Below are 16222 nucleotides of genomic sequence, written 5' to 3'. Positions count from 1 at the left end.
CGCCAAGGCCCAGCATGGCTGCTATGGTCAGTGAGCGTTCGGCCAGTGCCCTGGTAACAAAGCATCGCGATGCGTCGCATCCCGATCAGGCAATCGATTGACAGGAAAGTGTATGGATATGACCTCTATTACCACCGTCGCCGCTCCCCGTCATACGCCGATCACTCGCAACCTGGTGTTTGTCGTCGGCTTGCTGTTTGTTCTGGGTGTGCTGATCGCCCTGTTGGCCTTGTTCAACATTGCCGGGCGGCTGGACACCCAGGACTTGGCCAAGACCACTTTTTACACCCAGCGTGCGCTGGAAAACCGCATCACCGCCTCGAAAAGCTACGTCGCCAGTTATGCAAACTGGACGTCCGCCTACGACCACTTGAACGGCAAGGTCGATGTGCAATGGGCTTACGTCGAGCAGAACCTGGGCAAAACCTTGTTCAGCATCGATCACTACGATGGCGTCTTCGTGGTCGATCATCAGCAAACCAAATACGCAGTGGTGCGCGGGCTACAGGTGCAGGAGGCGGCGACCCGCTATCTTTCGGCATCAATAGAGACGCTGATACAGGCTGTCCAGAGTCAGGAAAGCCTCATTGATCCCGTCAGCCAGTTCACGCTGTTCGAGGGCAAACCGGCATTGCTGACGGCTGCCGCGATCGTCCCCAATGACGAAAGGCCGGCGGCCGACCCCCAAAGCACCTCGGTGCTGGTGTTCGTCGACCAATTAAGCCCTGACAAGCTCAGCGCCTTGAGCGCCGATTACGGCTTGCATGATTTAAACCTGGTACCTGATGACGCCATCTCGCCCGGCAGGCCAGCCGTGGCACTGGCGAACACCGGCTACAGCCTGGTTTCCCGACTTGAGCAACCGGGTCATCAGTTGCTCTGGTCACTGCTGCCGCCATTGGGCGGCGCGCTGTTGGTGCTGGCGTTGTTAACGGCTTATTTTTTCCGGTATGTCTTACGCACGTCCGGGCACGTGGATGCCAGCTACACCAACCTCGATTTGTCGAACCAGGCGCTGGAAGCCAGTGAAGAACGTTTTCGTGCAGTGGCTGAGGCTGCTTCCGACTGGATCTGGGAGATCGACGACAAGCATTGCATCTCTTATCTGTCAGGACGTTTCGCCACCGTCACTGGTTTTTCCGATCAGCAATGGATAGGGCAGGACATCGGGCAACTGCTCAATTGCGATACGCTGCCCTTGTCGTTGTGGCTGCATAAGCTCAATGAAGAACAACCCGTCAGCCATTTGCGCTGCTCCTATCGCGATCAGTCGGGGCAACAGCGTATTTGCCGGGTTTCGGCACGACCGATCCATCGCAAGGGCGCGGTGCTGGGCTATCGCGGAACGGCCAGCGACATCACCGATGAAGTCGCCGCCCATGCCCAGATCCAGCATCTGTCGTTGCACGATGCCCTGACGGGGCTGCCGAATCGCAACAAACTGGCGCGTTTCCTCGATGAGGCCCTGGCGCAGAAAGGGCATTCGGCGGCGCTGGCGCTGTTGATGATCGATCTGGATAACTTCAAGCCGATCAACGATTCCCTCGGTCACCCGGCCGGCGACGCCGTGCTGCTGGAAGTGGCCACCCGATTGCGCGAGTGCACGCGGGACATAGATCTGGTCGCCCGGCTCGGTGGTGATGAGTTTGTGCTGGTGCTCAACGGCATGGACAGCCACGCCGAAATCGACCGGTTCTGCGAGCGCTTGCTCGAGAGCCTGCAGCAGCCGATTCATTACGAGCATCACACGCTGCACATCGGCGCGAGCATCGGCGTCGCCTTGAGTCGGCGTCAAGGTCACATCCCTAATGAGCTGATCCGGTGTGCCGACATTGCGTTGTATCAGGCTAAATCCGACGGCAAGAAGACCTGGTGCTACTTTGCGCCGCATATGAACGATCAGATCCAGCACCGTCGGCAACTGGAAAACGACCTGCGCCGGGCGATCAAGAACAATGAGTTCGTGATGCATTATCAGCCTCGCTACAACATGGGCGGCAAGCAGGTCGTCTCGGTGGAAGCGTTGCTGCGCTGGCAGCATCCGGAACAGGGACTGTTGAGCCCCGACGAGTTTATCCCTTTGGCCGAGCAGACTGAACTGATCGTGCCTTTGGGGCGTTGGGTGTTGCGCGAAGCCTGTGAAACGGCCCTGACCTGGCCCGGTGCGTTGATGGTGTCGGTCAATTTGTCGCCTGTTCAATTTGCCCGCAGCGATGTGGTGGAGGACGTCAGGGAGGCATTGATCCAGACCCGTTTACCGGCCAGTCGTCTGGAGCTGGAAATCACCGAAAACGTGATGCTCATCGATGTGGAGGGCGCGTTGGCGACCATGAATGCGCTCAAGGAGCTGGGCGTGCGGTTGAACATGGACGACTTCGGTACCGGCTATTCGTCCCTGGGTTACCTGCGCACGTACCCGTTCGACGGGATCAAGATCGACAAACGTTTCATCTCGTCCATGAGCGGCGGCGGCAATGACCGCGCCGTGGTGCAGGCGATCATCAACCTGGGTAAAGCCATGGGGCTGACCGTGACGGCAGAGGGCGTCGAGACCCTGGAGCAACTGGACTTCCTGGTCTCGGACCAGTGCAATGAGGTGCAGGGTTTTTACTTGAGTCGGCCTATGGAAAAGCAGGCGTTGCTGCCATTGCTCAAGGCGTCGCATGACGAGTTTCCAGTGTAGGGGCGTGCCTTTAGTCGCCTGTCTCGCTCGTAGAGGCAACTGCCGGGGTGCCCCCCCGGTCACAACTGGATATCGATCCTGCGTTGCGAGCGTTGGAACATGAAGAACCTGAAAATCGCGACATTCAACGTCAACGGCATGCGTGCCCGACTGCCGAACTTGCTGGCCTGGCTTGCGCGAGAGCAACCGGACATCGCTTGTTTGCAGGAACTCAAGTCGATCGACAGTGCATTCCCCGCCGCCGAGCTTGAGGCCGCTGGCTACGGCGCGATCTGGCAAGGTCAGTCTTCGTGGAACGGCGTGGCGATTCTGGCGCGGGATGCGCAGCCGCTGGAGAGTCGTCGAGGCCTGCCGGGCGATGACAGCGACACCCATAGCCGGTATCTAGAGGCCGCCGTGCATGGGATTTTGGTGGGCTGCCTGTACCTGCCCAATGGCAACCCGCAGCCGGGGCCGAAGTTCGATTACAAGCTGGCGTGGTTCGAACGGCTGATCCATTACGCGCAGACACTTCAGGCCAGTGAGCATCCCGTGGTGCTGGCCGGTGACTACAACGTGGTGCCCACCGACCTGGACATCTACAACCCGCGATCCTGGCTGAAGGACGCGTTGCTGCAACCTGAAAGCCGCGAGTGTTATCAGCGCCTGCTGGCCCAGGGCTGGACCGATTCTTTGCGCCATCTGTATCCAGAGGATCGGCTCTATACCTTCTGGGATTATTTTCGCCAGCACTGGCAGAAAAACTCCGGGCTGCGCATCGATCATCTGTTGCTTAACCCGGCGCTGAGCCCTTATCTGCACGAGGCCGGAGTCGATGCCTGGGTTCGCAACGAGCCGCATGCCAGCGATCACGCGCCGACGTGGATTCGGTTGAGTTCGCGCAAGCGGCGTTGATATTGGCGTGTGCGGCGATTGGTTAAATCAATTGTCGGTCGAACCGCTTTTTCCCTTATACATGGCGCTCGTCAGCGGAGAGATCCGCGGCCCTCTGCATAAGGACTGAGCAATGAGCGAGACACACCTGACGAATCTTGCGTTGTACCTGCAGCGCCTGGGCTTCGACGCGCCGCCGGCGCCGACCCTGGAAACCCTGCACCAACTTCAATTGCGCCACACCGGTGCCTTTCCGTTCGAAAACCTCAGCACGTTGTCGGGCCAGCCAGTACTCATCGACCTGCCGTCCATCGAACAAAAGGTCCTGCACGACGGTCGTGGCGGTTACTGCTACGAACTCAACAACCTGTTCCTGGCCTTGCTCCAGGCACTGGGCTTCGACGCTCGCGGAATTTCCGGCCGAGTGGTCATGGGCCAGCCCGAAGGCGCGTGGACAGCCCGTACGCACCGCTTGAGCCTGGTCACCCTGAGCGGAGTGCGCTACATCACCGACGTCGGCTTCGGCGGCATGGTGCCCACCGCACCGCTGATGCTCGATACCCCGGCCGAACAGCTCACCCCCCACGAACCCTATCGCATCGAACAGCACCAGGATGGCTACACCCTGCGCGCCAACGTCGCCGGTGAATGGCGGGCGATGTACATTTTCGATTTGCAGCGCCAGGAAGACATCGATTACGCCGTCGGCAATTGGTATGTCTCGACTCATCCCGAATCGTCTTTCGCCAGACAACTGATGGTGGCGCGCACCGGCGAAGGGTGGCGGCGCACGCTGAACAACGGCAGTTTTGCGATTCATCGGATCGGCAGTGAAACTGAACGGCGGCAGGTGACGGATGTGGATGAGTTGATCGGGTTACTGGAGCGTGAGTTCGGAATTCGGGTGCCGGTGCATGCGGGGTTGAAGCGGGTGTTTGAAGGGCTGATTGAATCAAGCTAGCTCATCTTTAGTACCACGCAGCGGCACTCGGGCGTGAATCGCTCGACAGTGCTCATGAGGCAGGATCAAGACTCCATCACTCGATGGATTTCGCTGAGTACCTCTGAGAGTTTTTTCTCCAGACTGCGCAGTTCGGAGGACGTAATCCCTTCTTTGAAATGTCCCGCGTTCGCCACAGCGGTGCACTGATCCGGCTCCGCCGTTTTGCCTTTATCGGTCAGTAAGGCCTGGCGCAAGGTGTTGTTGATCACCGTCTGATAGCCAAATCCCTCGCTCTCGGCCATAGAGCGAGCAGCCTCTATGACAACATCATCCAGCATGATGGTAATTCGGGTTTTGCCTTTGCCGGAAGCAACTGCTCCGCGCTTGGCATTGCTGAAGTCGTATTCGTCTTTCATTGATCAAACCTCTGTATAGCTCCGACGCTCGTTTTTGGTGGCGATGCGCGCAGAAATGATTCGAACAAAATTCGGATCGCGATAGGTGTACGCAACGACCAACAAACGACCTTTGGCATCCAGCCCCATGATGATCCACCGCTGCTCATCGTGATGGTTGTCTTGCAACGAGAGGGCTCTCTCGTCATAAAACACGGCCTCCGTTTCCGCGAGGCTGATCCCTTGATGCTTTAATTTGTTAGCTGCGTTCTTTGCCTTGTGATACTGAATCTCGAATGGCTTCATTATGCATACTTTATATGTATAAGCGAGAGGCGTCCGTGCCGGCGGTCGCTTGGAACTGCAAAGACTAGCGGGCGAGGGAGGAGGCAAAGGAAGGATGTATTTCAAAAGTTTTTGGAGGGGAGAGGCTGCTCAGGAAAAGGACCGCATGGACACGTGTCCATAATCTGACTGATTGGTTGTATACAACTCTATAGACATTTGTCTTGAGTCTTGCATACAGTGTGCGCACAACAAAAACCAGGGAACCCCCCAAACCATGAAAACGCCCCATGTTTCACACCAACGGCCTGAGGATGAAAATCTCGGGGTCGGCGCGAATATGGCTTACGGCCTGCAACACGTTCTGACCATGTACGGCGGCATCGTCGCGGTGCCTTTGATCATCGGCCAAGCTGCCGGGCTCTCGCCGGCGGACATCGGTTTGTTGATTGCTGCTTCACTGTTTGCGGGGGGCTTGGCGACATTACTGCAAACCCTGGGTTTACCGTTTTTCGGCTGCCAATTGCCGCTGGTACAGGGCGTGTCGTTCTCTGGCGTCGCGACGATGGTGGCGATTGTCAGCAGCGGCGGGGAGGGCGGGTTTCAATCGATTCTCGGGGCGGTGATTGCCGCGTCGTTGATCGGCCTGTTGATCACGCCGGTGTTCTCGCGAATCACCAGGTTTTTCCCGCCGCTGGTCACGGGCATTGTGATCACCACCATCGGCCTGACGCTGATGCCAGTGGCTGCACGCTGGGCCATGGGTGGTAACAGCCATGCCCCGGACTTCGGCAGCATGGCGAACATTGGTCTGGCGGCGGTGACGCTGGTGCTGGTGCTGCTGTTGAGCAAGATCGGCAGCGCGACCATCTCTCGTTTGTCGATCCTGTTGGCCATGGTCATCGGTACGGTGATCGCGGTGTTCCTCGGCATGGCAGACTTCTCGTCCGTCACTCAAGGCCCGATGTTCGGCTTCCCGACGCCGTTCCACTTTGGCATGCCGACCTTCCACTTCGCCGCGATCCTGTCGATGTGCATCGTGGTGATGGTGACCCTGGTGGAAACCTCAGCCGACATCCTGGCGGTGGGTGAAATCATCGGCACCAAGGTCGATTCCAAACGCCTGGGCAACGGCCTGCGCGCCGACATGCTGTCGAGCATGATCGCGCCGATCTTCGGCTCCTTCACCCAAAGCGCCTTCGCCCAGAACGTCGGGCTGGTGGCGGTGACCGGCATCAAGAGCCGCTTCGTGGTCGCTACCGGTGGTTTGTTTCTGGTAATCCTCGGTTTGCTGCCGTTTATGGGCCGGGTCATCGCCGCTGTGCCGACCTCGGTGCTCGGCGGCGCCGGTATCGTGCTGTTCGGCACCGTGGCGGCCAGCGGTATTCGCACGCTGTCCAAGGTCGACTACCGAAACAACGTCAACCTGATCATCGTCGCCACCTCCATCGGCTTCGGCATGATCCCCATCGCTGCGCCGAATTTCTACGACCACTTCCCAAGCTGGTTCGCGACGATCTTCCACTCTGGCATCAGCTCCTCGGCGATCATGGCCATCGTGCTGAACCTGACCTTCAACCACCTCACTGCCGGTAACTCGGATCAACAGTCGGTGTTCGCGGCCGGTACTGAGCGCGTCCTGCGTTATCAGGATCTGGCAGCGTTGCGCGAAGGGGATTATTTCAGCGAAGGCAAACTGCGTGACTGCGACGGGAATGAGATTCCGGTGGTGGAGGCGGGCCATGAGTCGAGCGAGCATCGAGCGGCTCATGCCAAAAGCAGTGAGCATGTCTGACAGTTGTATTCGCTTAAAAGGCTGGTAGATCAAAAGATCGCAGCCTCGTTTCACTCGACAGCTCCTACAGTGGAACGCAATTCTCTGTAGGAGCTGTCGAGTGAAGCGGGGCTGCGATCTTTTGGCCACAAAAAAGCCCCTGAACCTTTCGATTCAGGGGCTTTTCGATATTGCTGTCTGGCTCCACGACCTGGACTCGAACCAGGGACCCAGTGATTAACAGTCACTTGCTCTACCAACTGAGCTATCGCGGAATGGCGTGTATGTTACTGATTCAAAAAGAGAAGTCAAGCACCTGTTAGCAACTTGACGGGTTCATGGGGACGGACGGTGGTTTATCGACCGTGGGCGGTTACCAGAATCGCCTCAGAGGTCTACCATGGCCGCCCGGAAGTGGTTACACGCGCTGCCGGCCATTCGCCGAAAAGGTACGCGCCATGAATCACCCAACCAACACACCTCGCCACAACGGGGTGTTCGCATGAGCATCGCTCAGATCAGCCTGCCCAAAGGCGTCGGCCCTCACGCCGAAAAACTGTTCGACGCAATCACTCAGGCCAGCACCGCTGACGAATTGAACCGTGCCGGTGGCAAGGCCGAAGGGTTTGTCCTGGGCCTGGAAAGCACCAAGGCCATCAAAAGCCAGGTCGCCGAATCGCTCTACGTCGCCTATGACGACGCTGCCAGCCAGCGCGCAACCGAACTGGCCTAACCGCCGAAGGTGACGGTGGCGAGCATCAGTTTGGCGTACAGCATCGTTGCGGCCAGTTGCACCAGCCACAAGGCCAGGCCGCCGAGAAACACGCCAGCAGCGACTTGCATCACCAGGTTACTCCTGCGTTTGGCCGGGGTGCGAGGCGCGAAGTGGTCCAGCTCATCGCGGTCGGCGCGTAGGTCATCGTTTTTCATGTGGGCTCTCGTCAGAATTTCGGGGTGTACATAAAACCTGTGGGAGCGAGCCTGCTCGCGAAGGGGGGTATTACATTCAACATTGATGTTGGCTGACACGACGCCTTCGCGAGCAGGCTCGCTCCCACATTTGATCTGCGTGCAGTCTAGAGCGGTCGTTCGCTGCGCTGGGAATTATCTGAGGCAAATAAAACGGGAAGCCCAAGGGCTTCCCGTTTTTTTACCGCTCGACGACTCAGATCACCGCAACGATGGCCTTGGTCACAACGTCGATGTTGCTCTGGTTCAACGCGGCCACGCAGATGCGGCCGGTGTCCAGGGCGTAGATACCGAACTCGCTGCGCAGGCGGGTCACTTGCTCAACCGTCAGGCCGGAGTAGGAGAACATGCCACGCTGACGACCGACGAAGCTGAAATCACGTTGTGGCGCGTTTTTCGCCAGCAGGTCGACCATCTGGATGCGCATGCCGCGAATCCGCAGACGCATTTCAGCCAGTTCTTCTTCCCACTGAGCACGCAGTTCCGGGCTGTTCAGAACAGCGGCGACAATGCTTGCACCGTGGGTCGGCGGGTTGGAGTAGTTGGTGCGGATCACGCGTTTGACTTGCGACAGCACGCGCGCGCTTTCTTCTTTCGATTCGCTGACGATCGACAGGGCGCCCACGCGCTCGCCGTACAACGAGAAGGATTTGGAGAACGAGCTGGAGACAAAGAAGGTCAGGCCCGATTCAGCGAACAGACGTACAGCCGCGGCGTCTTCGTCGATGCCATCGCCAAAGCCCTGGTAGGCCATGTCGAGGAACGGCACGTGACCTTTGGCTTTCACCACGTCCAGCACGTTGTTCCAGTCCGCCGGGCTCAGGTCCACGCCGGTCGGGTTGTGGCAGCACGCGTGCAGCACAACGATCGAGCCGTTCGGCAGGGCGTTCAGGTCTTCCAGCAGGCCGGCGCGGTTAACGTCGTGGGTCGCGGCGTCGTAGTAGCGATAGTTCTGCACCGGGAAACCGGCCGTTTCGAACAGTGCGCGGTGGTTTTCCCAGCTCGGGTCGCTGATCGCCACGACGGCGTTCGGCAGCAATTGCTTGAGGAAGTCGGCACCGATTTTCAGCGCGCCAGTACCGCCAACGGCTTGGGTGGTGATGACGCGGCCAGCGGCGATCAGTGGCGAGTCATTGCCAAACAGCAGCTTTTGCACGGCCTGGTCGTAGGCGGCAATACCATCGATTGGCAGGTAGCCACGGGAAGCGTGTTGAGCGACGCGAATCGTCTCGGCTTCGACAACGGCGCGCAGGAGTGGAATTCGCCCCTCCTCGTTGCAGTAAACACCGACCCCCAGGTTGACCTTGTTGGTACGGGTATCGGCGTTGAATGCTTCGTTGAGGCCCAGGATTGGATCGCGTGGTGCCATTTCGACAGCGGAGAACAGGCTCATTTTGCGGCGGCTCTGAATGGAGAGTGGAGGGACGTGTCGCGCTCCAGCCGAATGCACTAGAGCGGTGCACAAACGGGGAGCTAGTATAGAGGCCATCCGCGAGCGATGGCGACAGACGAATCAGCTTTTAGCGTAAGTTTTTCCGATTATTTTTCGACCGTTAGTCGATTGGTATCGTCAAAGGTTTTACCCGATGTAGGACGTTTGCCTTGAAAGCGCGGGCAATCGACGCCACATTGAGCACAATCCAGTTTTTTCCTCGGGCGACATCGGTCGTTTGCGGTCTTTCTCGTTGCTGTCCGGTGTGACCGTACAAGGCGCGACTCCTGCTTCGAAAACCGAGAGGTATTTCATGTCTGAATTCCAGCTAGTCACCCGTTTCGAGCCCGCCGGCGATCAGCCGGAAGCCATCCGCCTGATGGTCGAGGGCATCGAAGCCGGGCTGGCGCACCAGACGTTGCTCGGTGTGACCGGCTCGGGCAAGACCTTCAGCATCGCCAATGTGATCGCCCAGATTCAGCGTCCGACCCTGGTGCTGGCGCCGAACAAGACCCTGGCCGCGCAGTTGTACGGTGAGTTCAAGGCGTTCTTCCCGAACAACGCGGTCGAATACTTCGTTTCGTACTACGACTACTACCAGCCCGAAGCCTACGTGCCGTCATCGGATACGTTCATCGAGAAAGACGCCTCGATCAACGATCACATCGAGCAGATGCGATTGTCGGCGACCAAGGCACTGCTGGAGCGCAAAGACGCGATCATCGTCACCACGGTGTCGTGCATCTACGGTCTGGGCAGTCCGGAAACCTATTTGAAGATGGTTCTGCACGTGGACCGCGGCGACAAGCTCGATCAGCGTGCGTTGCTGCGTCGCTTGGCAGACCTGCAATACACCCGCAACGACATGGAGTTTGCCCGTGCGACCTTCCGGGTCCGTGGCGATGTGATCGATATCCACCCGGCGGAATCCGATTTCGAAGCGATCCGCATCGAGCTGTTCGATGACGAAGTCGAGAGCCTGTCCGCCTTCGATCCGCTGACCGGTGAAGTGATCCGCAAGCTGCCGCGGTTCACCTTCTATCCGAAAAGCCACTATGTAACCCCGCGAGAAACCCTGCTGGGTGCCGTCGAAGGGATCAAAGTCGAGTTGCAGGAGCGCCTGGACTACCTGCGAACCAACAACAAACTGGTGGAAGCCCAGCGTCTGGAGCAGCGCACCCGTTTTGATCTGGAGATGATCCTCGAGCTGGGTTACTGCAACGGTATCGAAAACTACTCGCGCTACCTGTCGGGCCGCGAGTCCGGCCAGGCGCCACCAACTTTGTTTGACTACCTGCCGGCCGACGCCTTGCTGGTGATCGACGAATCTCACGTTAGCGTGCCGCAGGTCGGCGCCATGTATAAGGGCGACCGCTCGCGTAAAGAGACGCTGGTGGAATACGGCTTCCGTCTGCCGTCCGCGCTGGATAACCGGCCGATGCGCTTCGACGAGTTCGAAAACATCAGCCCGCAGACGATTTTTGTCTCGGCCACACCGGGCAATTACGAGGCGGAACACGCCGGTCGCGTGGTCGAGCAACTGGTGCGTCCGACTGGTCTGGTGGACCCGCAAATCGAAATCCGTCCGGCGCTGACGCAAGTCGACGATCTGCTCTCGGAAATCGGCAAGCGCGTGGCGCTGGAAGAACGGGTGCTGGTCACCACGCTGACCAAGCGCATGTCCGAAGACTTGACCGATTACCTGGCCGACCACGGCGTGCGGGTGCGTTATCTGCACTCGGACATCGACACCGTTGAGCGGGTCGAAATCATCCGCGATCTGCGTCTGGGTACCTTCGATGTACTGGTGGGGATCAACCTGCTGCGTGAAGGCCTGGACATGCCGGAAGTCTCACTGGTGGCGATCCTCGATGCGGACAAGGAAGGCTTCCTGCGTTCCGAGCGCTCGCTAATCCAGACCATCGGCCGCGCGGCGCGAAATCTCAATGGTCGGGCAATTCTCTACGCGGATCGCATCACCGGTTCCATGGAGCGGGCGATCGGCGAAACCGAGCGTCGTCGCGACAAGCAGATCGCCTTCAACCTGGCCAATGGCATCACGCCCAAGGGCGTGTTCAAGGACGTTGCCGACATCATGGAAGGCGCCACCGTGCCGGGCTCGCGCAGCAAGAAGCGCAAAGGCATGGCCAAGGTCGCCGAGGAAAACGCCAAGTACGAAGCGGAATTGCGCTCGCCAGGTGAAATCGCCAAGCGCATTAAAGCCTTGGAAGAGAAGATGTACCAGCTCGCCCGCGACCTCGAATTCGAAGCAGCGGCGCAGATGCGCGATGAGATTGGCAAGCTGCGGGAGCGGTTGATCACTGTTTGATCTCTAGCGCCTGAGAGGGCCTCTTCGCGAGCAGGCTCGCTCCCACAGGGATTACGCTGGACCTTGTGGGAGCGAGCCTGCTCGCGAAAGGGGCGCCTCGGTTTAGTGTGCTTCCCCGGCCTTCAATCCCGCCGGCAACGCCTTGGTCAGCAACACCGCCAGCATGCTGATCCCCAGCGCAATCCCGACAAAGTGAAACGCATCGTTGTAAGCCATGATCGACGCCTGCTGATGCGCAATTTCACTGAGCTTGCCCAGCGCAGCCGTCTCACTGCCAAACCGATCCGTCAAAGACGCCATCCGCTCAGCCACCTGCGGGTTGGTCGGCACAATCGCTTCACGTAAATAATCAAAGTAAGTCTTGGTTCGCGCATCCAGCAGCGTGGCGAGGAGGGCGATGCCAATCGCGCCGCCGAGGTTGCGCAGGATGTTGAACAGGCTCGACGCCGACCCCGCGTCCTGCGGCAGGATGTACGCTGTGGCGATCAACGAAATGGTCACCATGATCAGCGGCTGGCCCAGCGCGCGGATGATCTGGATTTGATTGAACTGCGGCCCGGCGAAGTCCGGGTTCAGTACGCCCGATGAAAAACTCGCCAATCCAAATAGCCCGAAACCCAACGTGCACAGCCATTTTGGCGAGACGTACTTCATCAGCTTCGGCACCAGCGGAATCAGAAACAGCTGTGGCACACCCATCCACATGATCACTTCGCCGATCTGCAAGGCGTTGTAGTTCTGGATCTGTGCCAGGTACAGCGGCAACAAGTAGATCGAGCCGTACAATCCGACTCCCATCCCGACACTGGAAATACTCGATAAACCAAAGTTTCGATTGCGCAGGATGCCGAGGTTGATCAGCGGATTGGGTTTGGACGTCTGCACGATCACAAAGGTGATCAGGCTGATCAGCGCGATACTGCCCAGGGTCACGATCAGGCTCGATTCCAGCCAGTCCTTGCGATGGCCTTCCTCCAAAAACACCTGCAAACAACCGAGGCCGACGCCCAGCGTGAGAATGCCCAGGTAGTCGGTGCTTTTCAGCAGTTCCCAGTGGGCTTCTTTCTTCTTCAGGCCGTACATCAGACCGGCGATCATGATCAGCCCTGGAGGAATATTGATGTAGAAGATGTATTCCCAGCCCCAGTTCTCGGTCAGCCAGCCGCCCAGCGTCGGGCCGATGGAGGGCGCGAACGTTGCGGTCATGGCGAACATCGCCATGCCTTTGGCGCGGTGGTGCTCGGGGAGTTTGATCAGCGTGAGGGTGAACGCCAGCGGGATCAGCGCGCCGCCGGTGAAGCCCTGCAAGGCGCGGAAGACAATCATGCTTTCCAGGCTCCACGCCATGGAGCAGAGCAGGGAGGCAGCGAGAAATCCGAGGGACACCCACACTGCCAGCCGTCGCGCCGAGAGCAGCTGCACCAGCCACGCCGTCAGCGGGATCATGATGATTTCCGCCACCAGGTACGAGGTGGAAATCCATGAGCCTTCTTCCAGGGTGGCCGACAGCGCGCCTTGAATATCCTTGAGCGACGAGTTGGTGATCTGGATGTCGAGCACCGCCATGAAGGCGCCGAGCATCACGCTCATTACCGCGATCCAGTCCCGCCGGGTCGGTTCGCCGGCCGGACGGATCAGTTGATCACCGGCCATCGTCAGGGGCGTCTTCGATGTTCACTTTGGCGGTGACCGACATGCCCGGACGAATCTTGCCTTGCAGCGGATTGTCCGCGGCGAAGGTCAGTTTTACCGGAATCCGTTGTACGACTTTGGTGAAGTTGCCGGTGGCATTGTCCGGTGGCAACAGGCTGAACTGTGCGCCCGAGGCGGCGAACAGGCTGTCTACCCGCGCGTCGATGGGCGTGTTGCTGTACGCATCGAAAGTCAGTTCGGCTGTTTGGCCGGGCTGCATGTGGCCGATCTGGGTTTCCTTGAAGTTGGCCTGAATCCAGATGTCCTGATCCGGGACGATCGACATCAGGTAGGCGCCCGCCTGCACATACTGGCCTTCACGGGCAGCGCGCTGGCCGATCAGGCCGCTGATGGGCGCGTGGATTTCGCTGCGGGTCAGGTTCAGCTCGGCCTGGGCCAGATCGGTTTTGGCGTTGGCGATCATGGCGTCGAGGCGTTTGATCTCGGCGGCCAGGGAGTTGATTTGTTGGCGCTGACTTTGGGCGTCCGCCTGGGCCTTGGTCACTTGCGAGCGGGCGATGTGGTTATCGGCGGAGAGGGTGGTCACCCGTTCTTCCGAGACATAGCCAGGTTTGCGCAAGGTCTGGGCTCGGGACAAATCGATCTGCGAACGACCGAGACTGGCCTGGCTGGACGCGACTTGCGCGTCGCTGGCGGCAATCAGGCTGGCTTGCTGAGTGAGTTTGCTCTGGGCTTGCAGGCGTTCGGCCTGGCGGGTGGCGAGGGTGGCGTTGGCGCGGTCGACGGCAAGGTGGAAGTCATCACCTTCGAGCTTGATCAGCAACTGGCCTTTCTCGACGTGCTGGTTGTCCTGCACCAGCACCTGATCGATGCGCGCGCCCAATTGGCTCGACACGCGGGTGATCTCGCCCTGGACATAAGCGTTGTCGGTGCTTTCATAAAAGCGCCCCTTGAAAAACCACTGGGCGAAAAAGCCCCCGGCTACTAGCAGGACGAGCAGCAGGAAAGTAAACAGGCGACGCTTGAGTTGGGCAGGCATGGGCAGACTGTAGTCGAGAAATTGTAAGGAAGTTATCAGCGGTCGAATCTGGCATACAGCGAATGATGGGTAAATGCCATCGGCTGATAATCGGCCATTCACCGAGGCTAGAGCCCGTTGTAGACGCAACCTTGGCTTAAATGCCCTGCTCACTGGAGCCGGGCGGGCAACGCCTGTTACCATTCGCCCTTTGTTTTATCTTCATTTCGAGACTTGCCATGACCACCGTCCGCACTCGCATCGCGCCATCGCCTACCGGGGATCCCCACGTAGGTACCGCTTACATCGCTTTGTTCAACTACTGCTTTGCCAAGCAGCACGGCGGTGAGTTCATCCTGCGGATCGAAGATACCGACCAATTGCGTTCGACCCGCGAGTCCGAACAACAGATTTTCGACGCCCTGCGCTGGTTGGGCATCGACTGGAGCGAAGGCCCGGACGTTGGCGGCCCGCACGGTCCTTACCGTCAGAGCGAGCGTGGCGACATCTATCAGAAGTACTGCCAGCAGCTGGTCGAAATGGGCCACGCTTTCCCGTGCTTCTGTACGGCTGAAGAACTCGACCAGATGCGCGCCGAGCAAATGGCCCGCGGCGAAACCCCACGTTACGACGGCCGTGCGCTGTTGCTGTCCAAGGAAGAAGTCGATCGTCGCCTGGCCGCCGGCGAACCGCACGTGATCCGCATGAAAGTGCCGAGCGAAGGCGTTTGCGTGGTGCCGGACATGCTGCGTGGCGACGTCGAGATCCCGTGGGATCGCATGGACATGCAAGTGCTGATGAAGACCGACGGCCTGCCGACGTACTTCCTGGCCAACGTCGTCGATGACCACCTGATGGGCATCACTCACGTTTTGCGTGGCGAAGAGTGGCTGCCATCGGCGCCGAAACTGATTCTGTTGTACGAATACTTCGGCTGGGAACAACCCGAGCTGTGCTACATGCCGCTGCTGCGTAACCCGGACAAGAGCAAGCTGTCCAAACGCAAGAACCCGACCTCGGTGACGTTCTACGAGCGCATGGGCTTCATGCCGGAAGCGATGCTCAACTACCTCGGTCGCATGGGCTGGTCGATGCCGGACGAGCGCGAGAAGTTCTCGCTGCAGGAAATGGTCGACCACTTCGACCTGAGCCGCGTCTCCCTCGGGGGGCCGATTTTCGACATCGAGAAGCTGTCGTGGCTCAACGGCCAATGGCTGCGTGACCTGCCGGTGGAAGAGTTCGCTTCGCGCCTGCAAACATGGGCGTTGAACCCGGAATACATGATGAAGATCGCGCCGCACGTGCAGGGTCGGGTTGAAACCTTCAGCCAGGTCGCACCGCTGGCCGGTTTCTTCTTCGCCGGTGGCGTGAACCCGGACGCCAAACTGTTTGAATCCAAGAAACTGTCGGGTGATCAGGTGCGTCAGTTGATGCAGTTGATTTTGTGGAAGCTGGAAAGCTTGCGCCAGTGGGAGAAGGACAGCATCACCGCAACCATTCAAGCGGTGGTCGAATCCCTGGAACTGAAGTTGCGTGATGCCATGCCACTGATGTTTGCCGCGATCACTGGTCAGGCCAGTTCGGTATCGGTGCTCGATGCGATGGAAATCCTTGGCCCGGACCTGACCCGTTTCCGTCTGCGCCAGGCGATCGACTTGCTGGGTGGCGTGTCGAAGAAGGAAAACAAGGAGTGGGAAAAACTCTTGGGCAACATCGCCTGATTCACACCGTCCCCCTGTAGCAGCTGCCGAAGGCTGCGTTGGGCTGCGCAGCGGCCCTCAATGGCTGATATGCATTTGTCTGAAAGGACATGGTTGCCGAATGACGAGTGCTGCGCACTCGAACGCAGCCTGCGGCAGCTGCTACAG

At 59.1% G+C, this 16222-nt stretch carries 13 protein-coding genes and 1 tRNA gene; 7 read left to right on the top strand and 7 right to left on the bottom strand.

Annotated elements, in window-relative coordinates; all coding sequences use genetic code 11:
• Positions 1 to 112 precede the first annotated feature (112 nt).
• From ACYZTW_RS22870 to ACYZTW_RS22860, 3 genes are all read left to right on the top strand, one after another.
• Positions 113 to 2683 (top strand): bifunctional diguanylate cyclase/phosphodiesterase, encoded by a 2571-nt coding sequence (locus ACYZTW_RS22870; RefSeq protein WP_462001913.1) that lies wholly within the window; start codon positions 113 to 115, stop codon positions 2681 to 2683.
• Between the two features lie 99 nt (positions 2684 to 2782).
• Entirely contained in the window at positions 2783 to 3577 is a 795-nt protein-coding gene (locus ACYZTW_RS22865) for an exodeoxyribonuclease III (RefSeq protein WP_462001912.1), read from the top strand.
• Positions 3578 to 3689: 112 nt separating this feature from the next.
• Positions 3690 to 4517, top strand: coding sequence for an arylamine N-acetyltransferase family protein (locus tag ACYZTW_RS22860; RefSeq protein WP_462001910.1), 828 nt, complete (start codon positions 3690 to 3692; stop codon positions 4515 to 4517).
• Positions 4518 to 4582: 65 nt separating this feature from the next.
• On the opposite strand, the gene ACYZTW_RS22855 is transcribed toward ACYZTW_RS22860, so the two are convergent.
• Entirely contained in the window at positions 4583 to 4915 is a 333-nt protein-coding gene (locus ACYZTW_RS22855) for a BrnA antitoxin family protein (protein ID WP_462001909.1), read from the bottom strand.
• Positions 4916 to 4918: 3 nt separating this feature from the next.
• On the bottom strand, positions 4919 to 5200 hold the full coding sequence (locus tag ACYZTW_RS22850; RefSeq protein WP_462001908.1) for a BrnT family toxin: 282 nt from the start codon (positions 5198 to 5200) through the stop codon (positions 4919 to 4921).
• Positions 5201 to 5456: 256 nt separating this feature from the next.
• Between ACYZTW_RS22850 and ACYZTW_RS22845 the strand changes: the two genes are divergently transcribed.
• Positions 5457 to 6974 carry a nucleobase:cation symporter-2 family protein gene (locus ACYZTW_RS22845; protein ID WP_462001907.1) on the top strand — a complete coding sequence of 506 codons (1518 nt, stop codon included), beginning with the start codon at positions 5457 to 5459 and terminating at the stop codon, positions 6972 to 6974.
• Positions 6975 to 7152: 178 nt separating this feature from the next.
• Here the strand turns inward: ACYZTW_RS22845 and ACYZTW_RS22840 are convergent.
• Positions 7153 to 7228 (bottom strand) — tRNA-Asn (locus ACYZTW_RS22840).
• A 227-nt stretch (positions 7229 to 7455) separates the two neighbouring features.
• Between ACYZTW_RS22840 and ACYZTW_RS22835 the strand changes: the two genes are divergently transcribed.
• Entirely contained in the window at positions 7456 to 7686 is a 231-nt protein-coding gene (locus ACYZTW_RS22835) for a hypothetical protein (RefSeq protein ID WP_008007186.1), read from the top strand.
• On the opposite strand, the gene ACYZTW_RS22830 is transcribed toward ACYZTW_RS22835, so the two are convergent.
• Positions 7683 to 7883, bottom strand: coding sequence for a hypothetical protein (locus tag ACYZTW_RS22830; RefSeq protein ID WP_462001906.1), 201 nt, complete (start codon positions 7881 to 7883; stop codon positions 7683 to 7685). The genes ACYZTW_RS22835 and ACYZTW_RS22830 overlap by 4 nt on opposite strands.
• 235 nt (positions 7884 to 8118) lie before the next feature.
• Positions 8119 to 9315 carry an amino acid aminotransferase gene (locus ACYZTW_RS22825; RefSeq protein WP_462001905.1) on the bottom strand — a complete coding sequence of 399 codons (1197 nt, stop codon included), beginning with the start codon at positions 9313 to 9315 and terminating at the stop codon, positions 8119 to 8121.
• A gap of 352 nt (positions 9316 to 9667) precedes the next feature.
• Here ACYZTW_RS22825 and uvrB point away from each other — a divergent pair, with 352 nt between their 5' ends.
• The gene (uvrB, locus tag ACYZTW_RS22820; protein WP_462001904.1) at positions 9668 to 11683 is read left to right on the top strand and encodes an excinuclease ABC subunit UvrB; all 2016 of its coding nucleotides are present in this window, start codon (positions 9668 to 9670) and stop codon (positions 11681 to 11683) included.
• Between the two features lie 102 nt (positions 11684 to 11785).
• Here uvrB and ACYZTW_RS22815 read toward each other — a convergent pair whose 3' ends face one another.
• Together ACYZTW_RS22815 and ACYZTW_RS22810 are read right to left on the bottom strand one after the other, a co-directional pair.
• Positions 11786 to 13336 carry an MDR family MFS transporter gene (locus ACYZTW_RS22815; RefSeq protein WP_462001903.1) on the bottom strand — a complete coding sequence of 517 codons (1551 nt, stop codon included), beginning with the start codon at positions 13334 to 13336 and terminating at the stop codon, positions 11786 to 11788.
• Entirely contained in the window at positions 13326 to 14375 is a 1050-nt protein-coding gene (locus ACYZTW_RS22810; protein ID WP_462001902.1) for an HlyD family secretion protein, read from the bottom strand. The genes ACYZTW_RS22815 and ACYZTW_RS22810 overlap by 11 nt, the downstream gene beginning before the upstream one ends.
• Before the next feature lie 218 nt (positions 14376 to 14593).
• On the opposite strand from ACYZTW_RS22810, the gene gltX reads away from it, so the two are divergent.
• A complete protein-coding gene (gene gltX / locus ACYZTW_RS22805; RefSeq protein WP_283183830.1) occupies positions 14594 to 16075 on the top strand; it encodes a glutamate--tRNA ligase in 1482 nt (493 codons plus the stop codon).
• Positions 16076 to 16222 lie beyond the last annotated feature (147 nt).

The organism is Pseudomonas sp. LB3P25 (genome assembly GCF_054897985.1).
Note: the sequence above shows the minus strand (reverse complement) of the source record. Positions and strands in the feature narration are given on the sequence as shown.

Bases quoted from the DNA above. Each gene is read 5' to 3' on its own strand.
- ACYZTW_RS22870 (WP_462001913.1), top strand. From the start codon at position 113: ATGGATATGACCTCTATTACCACCGTCGCCGCTCCCCGTCATACGCCG.
- ACYZTW_RS22865 (WP_462001912.1), top strand. From the start codon at position 2,783: ATGAAGAACCTGAAAATCGCGACATTCAACGTCAACGGCATGCGTGCC.
- ACYZTW_RS22860 (WP_462001910.1), top strand. From the start codon at position 3,690: ATGAGCGAGACACACCTGACGAATCTTGCGTTGTACCTGCAGCGCCTG.
- ACYZTW_RS22855 (WP_462001909.1), bottom strand. From the start codon at position 4,915: ATGAAAGACGAATACGACTTCAGCAATGCCAAGCGCGGAGCAGTTGCT.
- ACYZTW_RS22850 (WP_462001908.1), bottom strand. From the start codon at position 5,200: ATGAAGCCATTCGAGATTCAGTATCACAAGGCAAAGAACGCAGCTAAC.
- ACYZTW_RS22845 (WP_462001907.1), top strand. From the start codon at position 5,457: ATGAAAACGCCCCATGTTTCACACCAACGGCCTGAGGATGAAAATCTC.
- ACYZTW_RS22835 (WP_008007186.1), top strand. From the start codon at position 7,456: ATGAGCATCGCTCAGATCAGCCTGCCCAAAGGCGTCGGCCCTCACGCC.
- ACYZTW_RS22830 (WP_462001906.1), bottom strand. From the start codon at position 7,883: ATGAAAAACGATGACCTACGCGCCGACCGCGATGAGCTGGACCACTTC.
- ACYZTW_RS22825 (WP_462001905.1), bottom strand. From the start codon at position 9,315: ATGAGCCTGTTCTCCGCTGTCGAAATGGCACCACGCGATCCAATCCTG.
- uvrB (WP_462001904.1), top strand. From the start codon at position 9,668: ATGTCTGAATTCCAGCTAGTCACCCGTTTCGAGCCCGCCGGCGATCAG.
- ACYZTW_RS22815 (WP_462001903.1), bottom strand. From the start codon at position 13,336: ATGGCCGGTGATCAACTGATCCGTCCGGCCGGCGAACCGACCCGGCGG.
- ACYZTW_RS22810 (WP_462001902.1), bottom strand. From the start codon at position 14,375: ATGCCTGCCCAACTCAAGCGTCGCCTGTTTACTTTCCTGCTGCTCGTC.
- gltX (WP_283183830.1), top strand. From the start codon at position 14,594: ATGACCACCGTCCGCACTCGCATCGCGCCATCGCCTACCGGGGATCCC.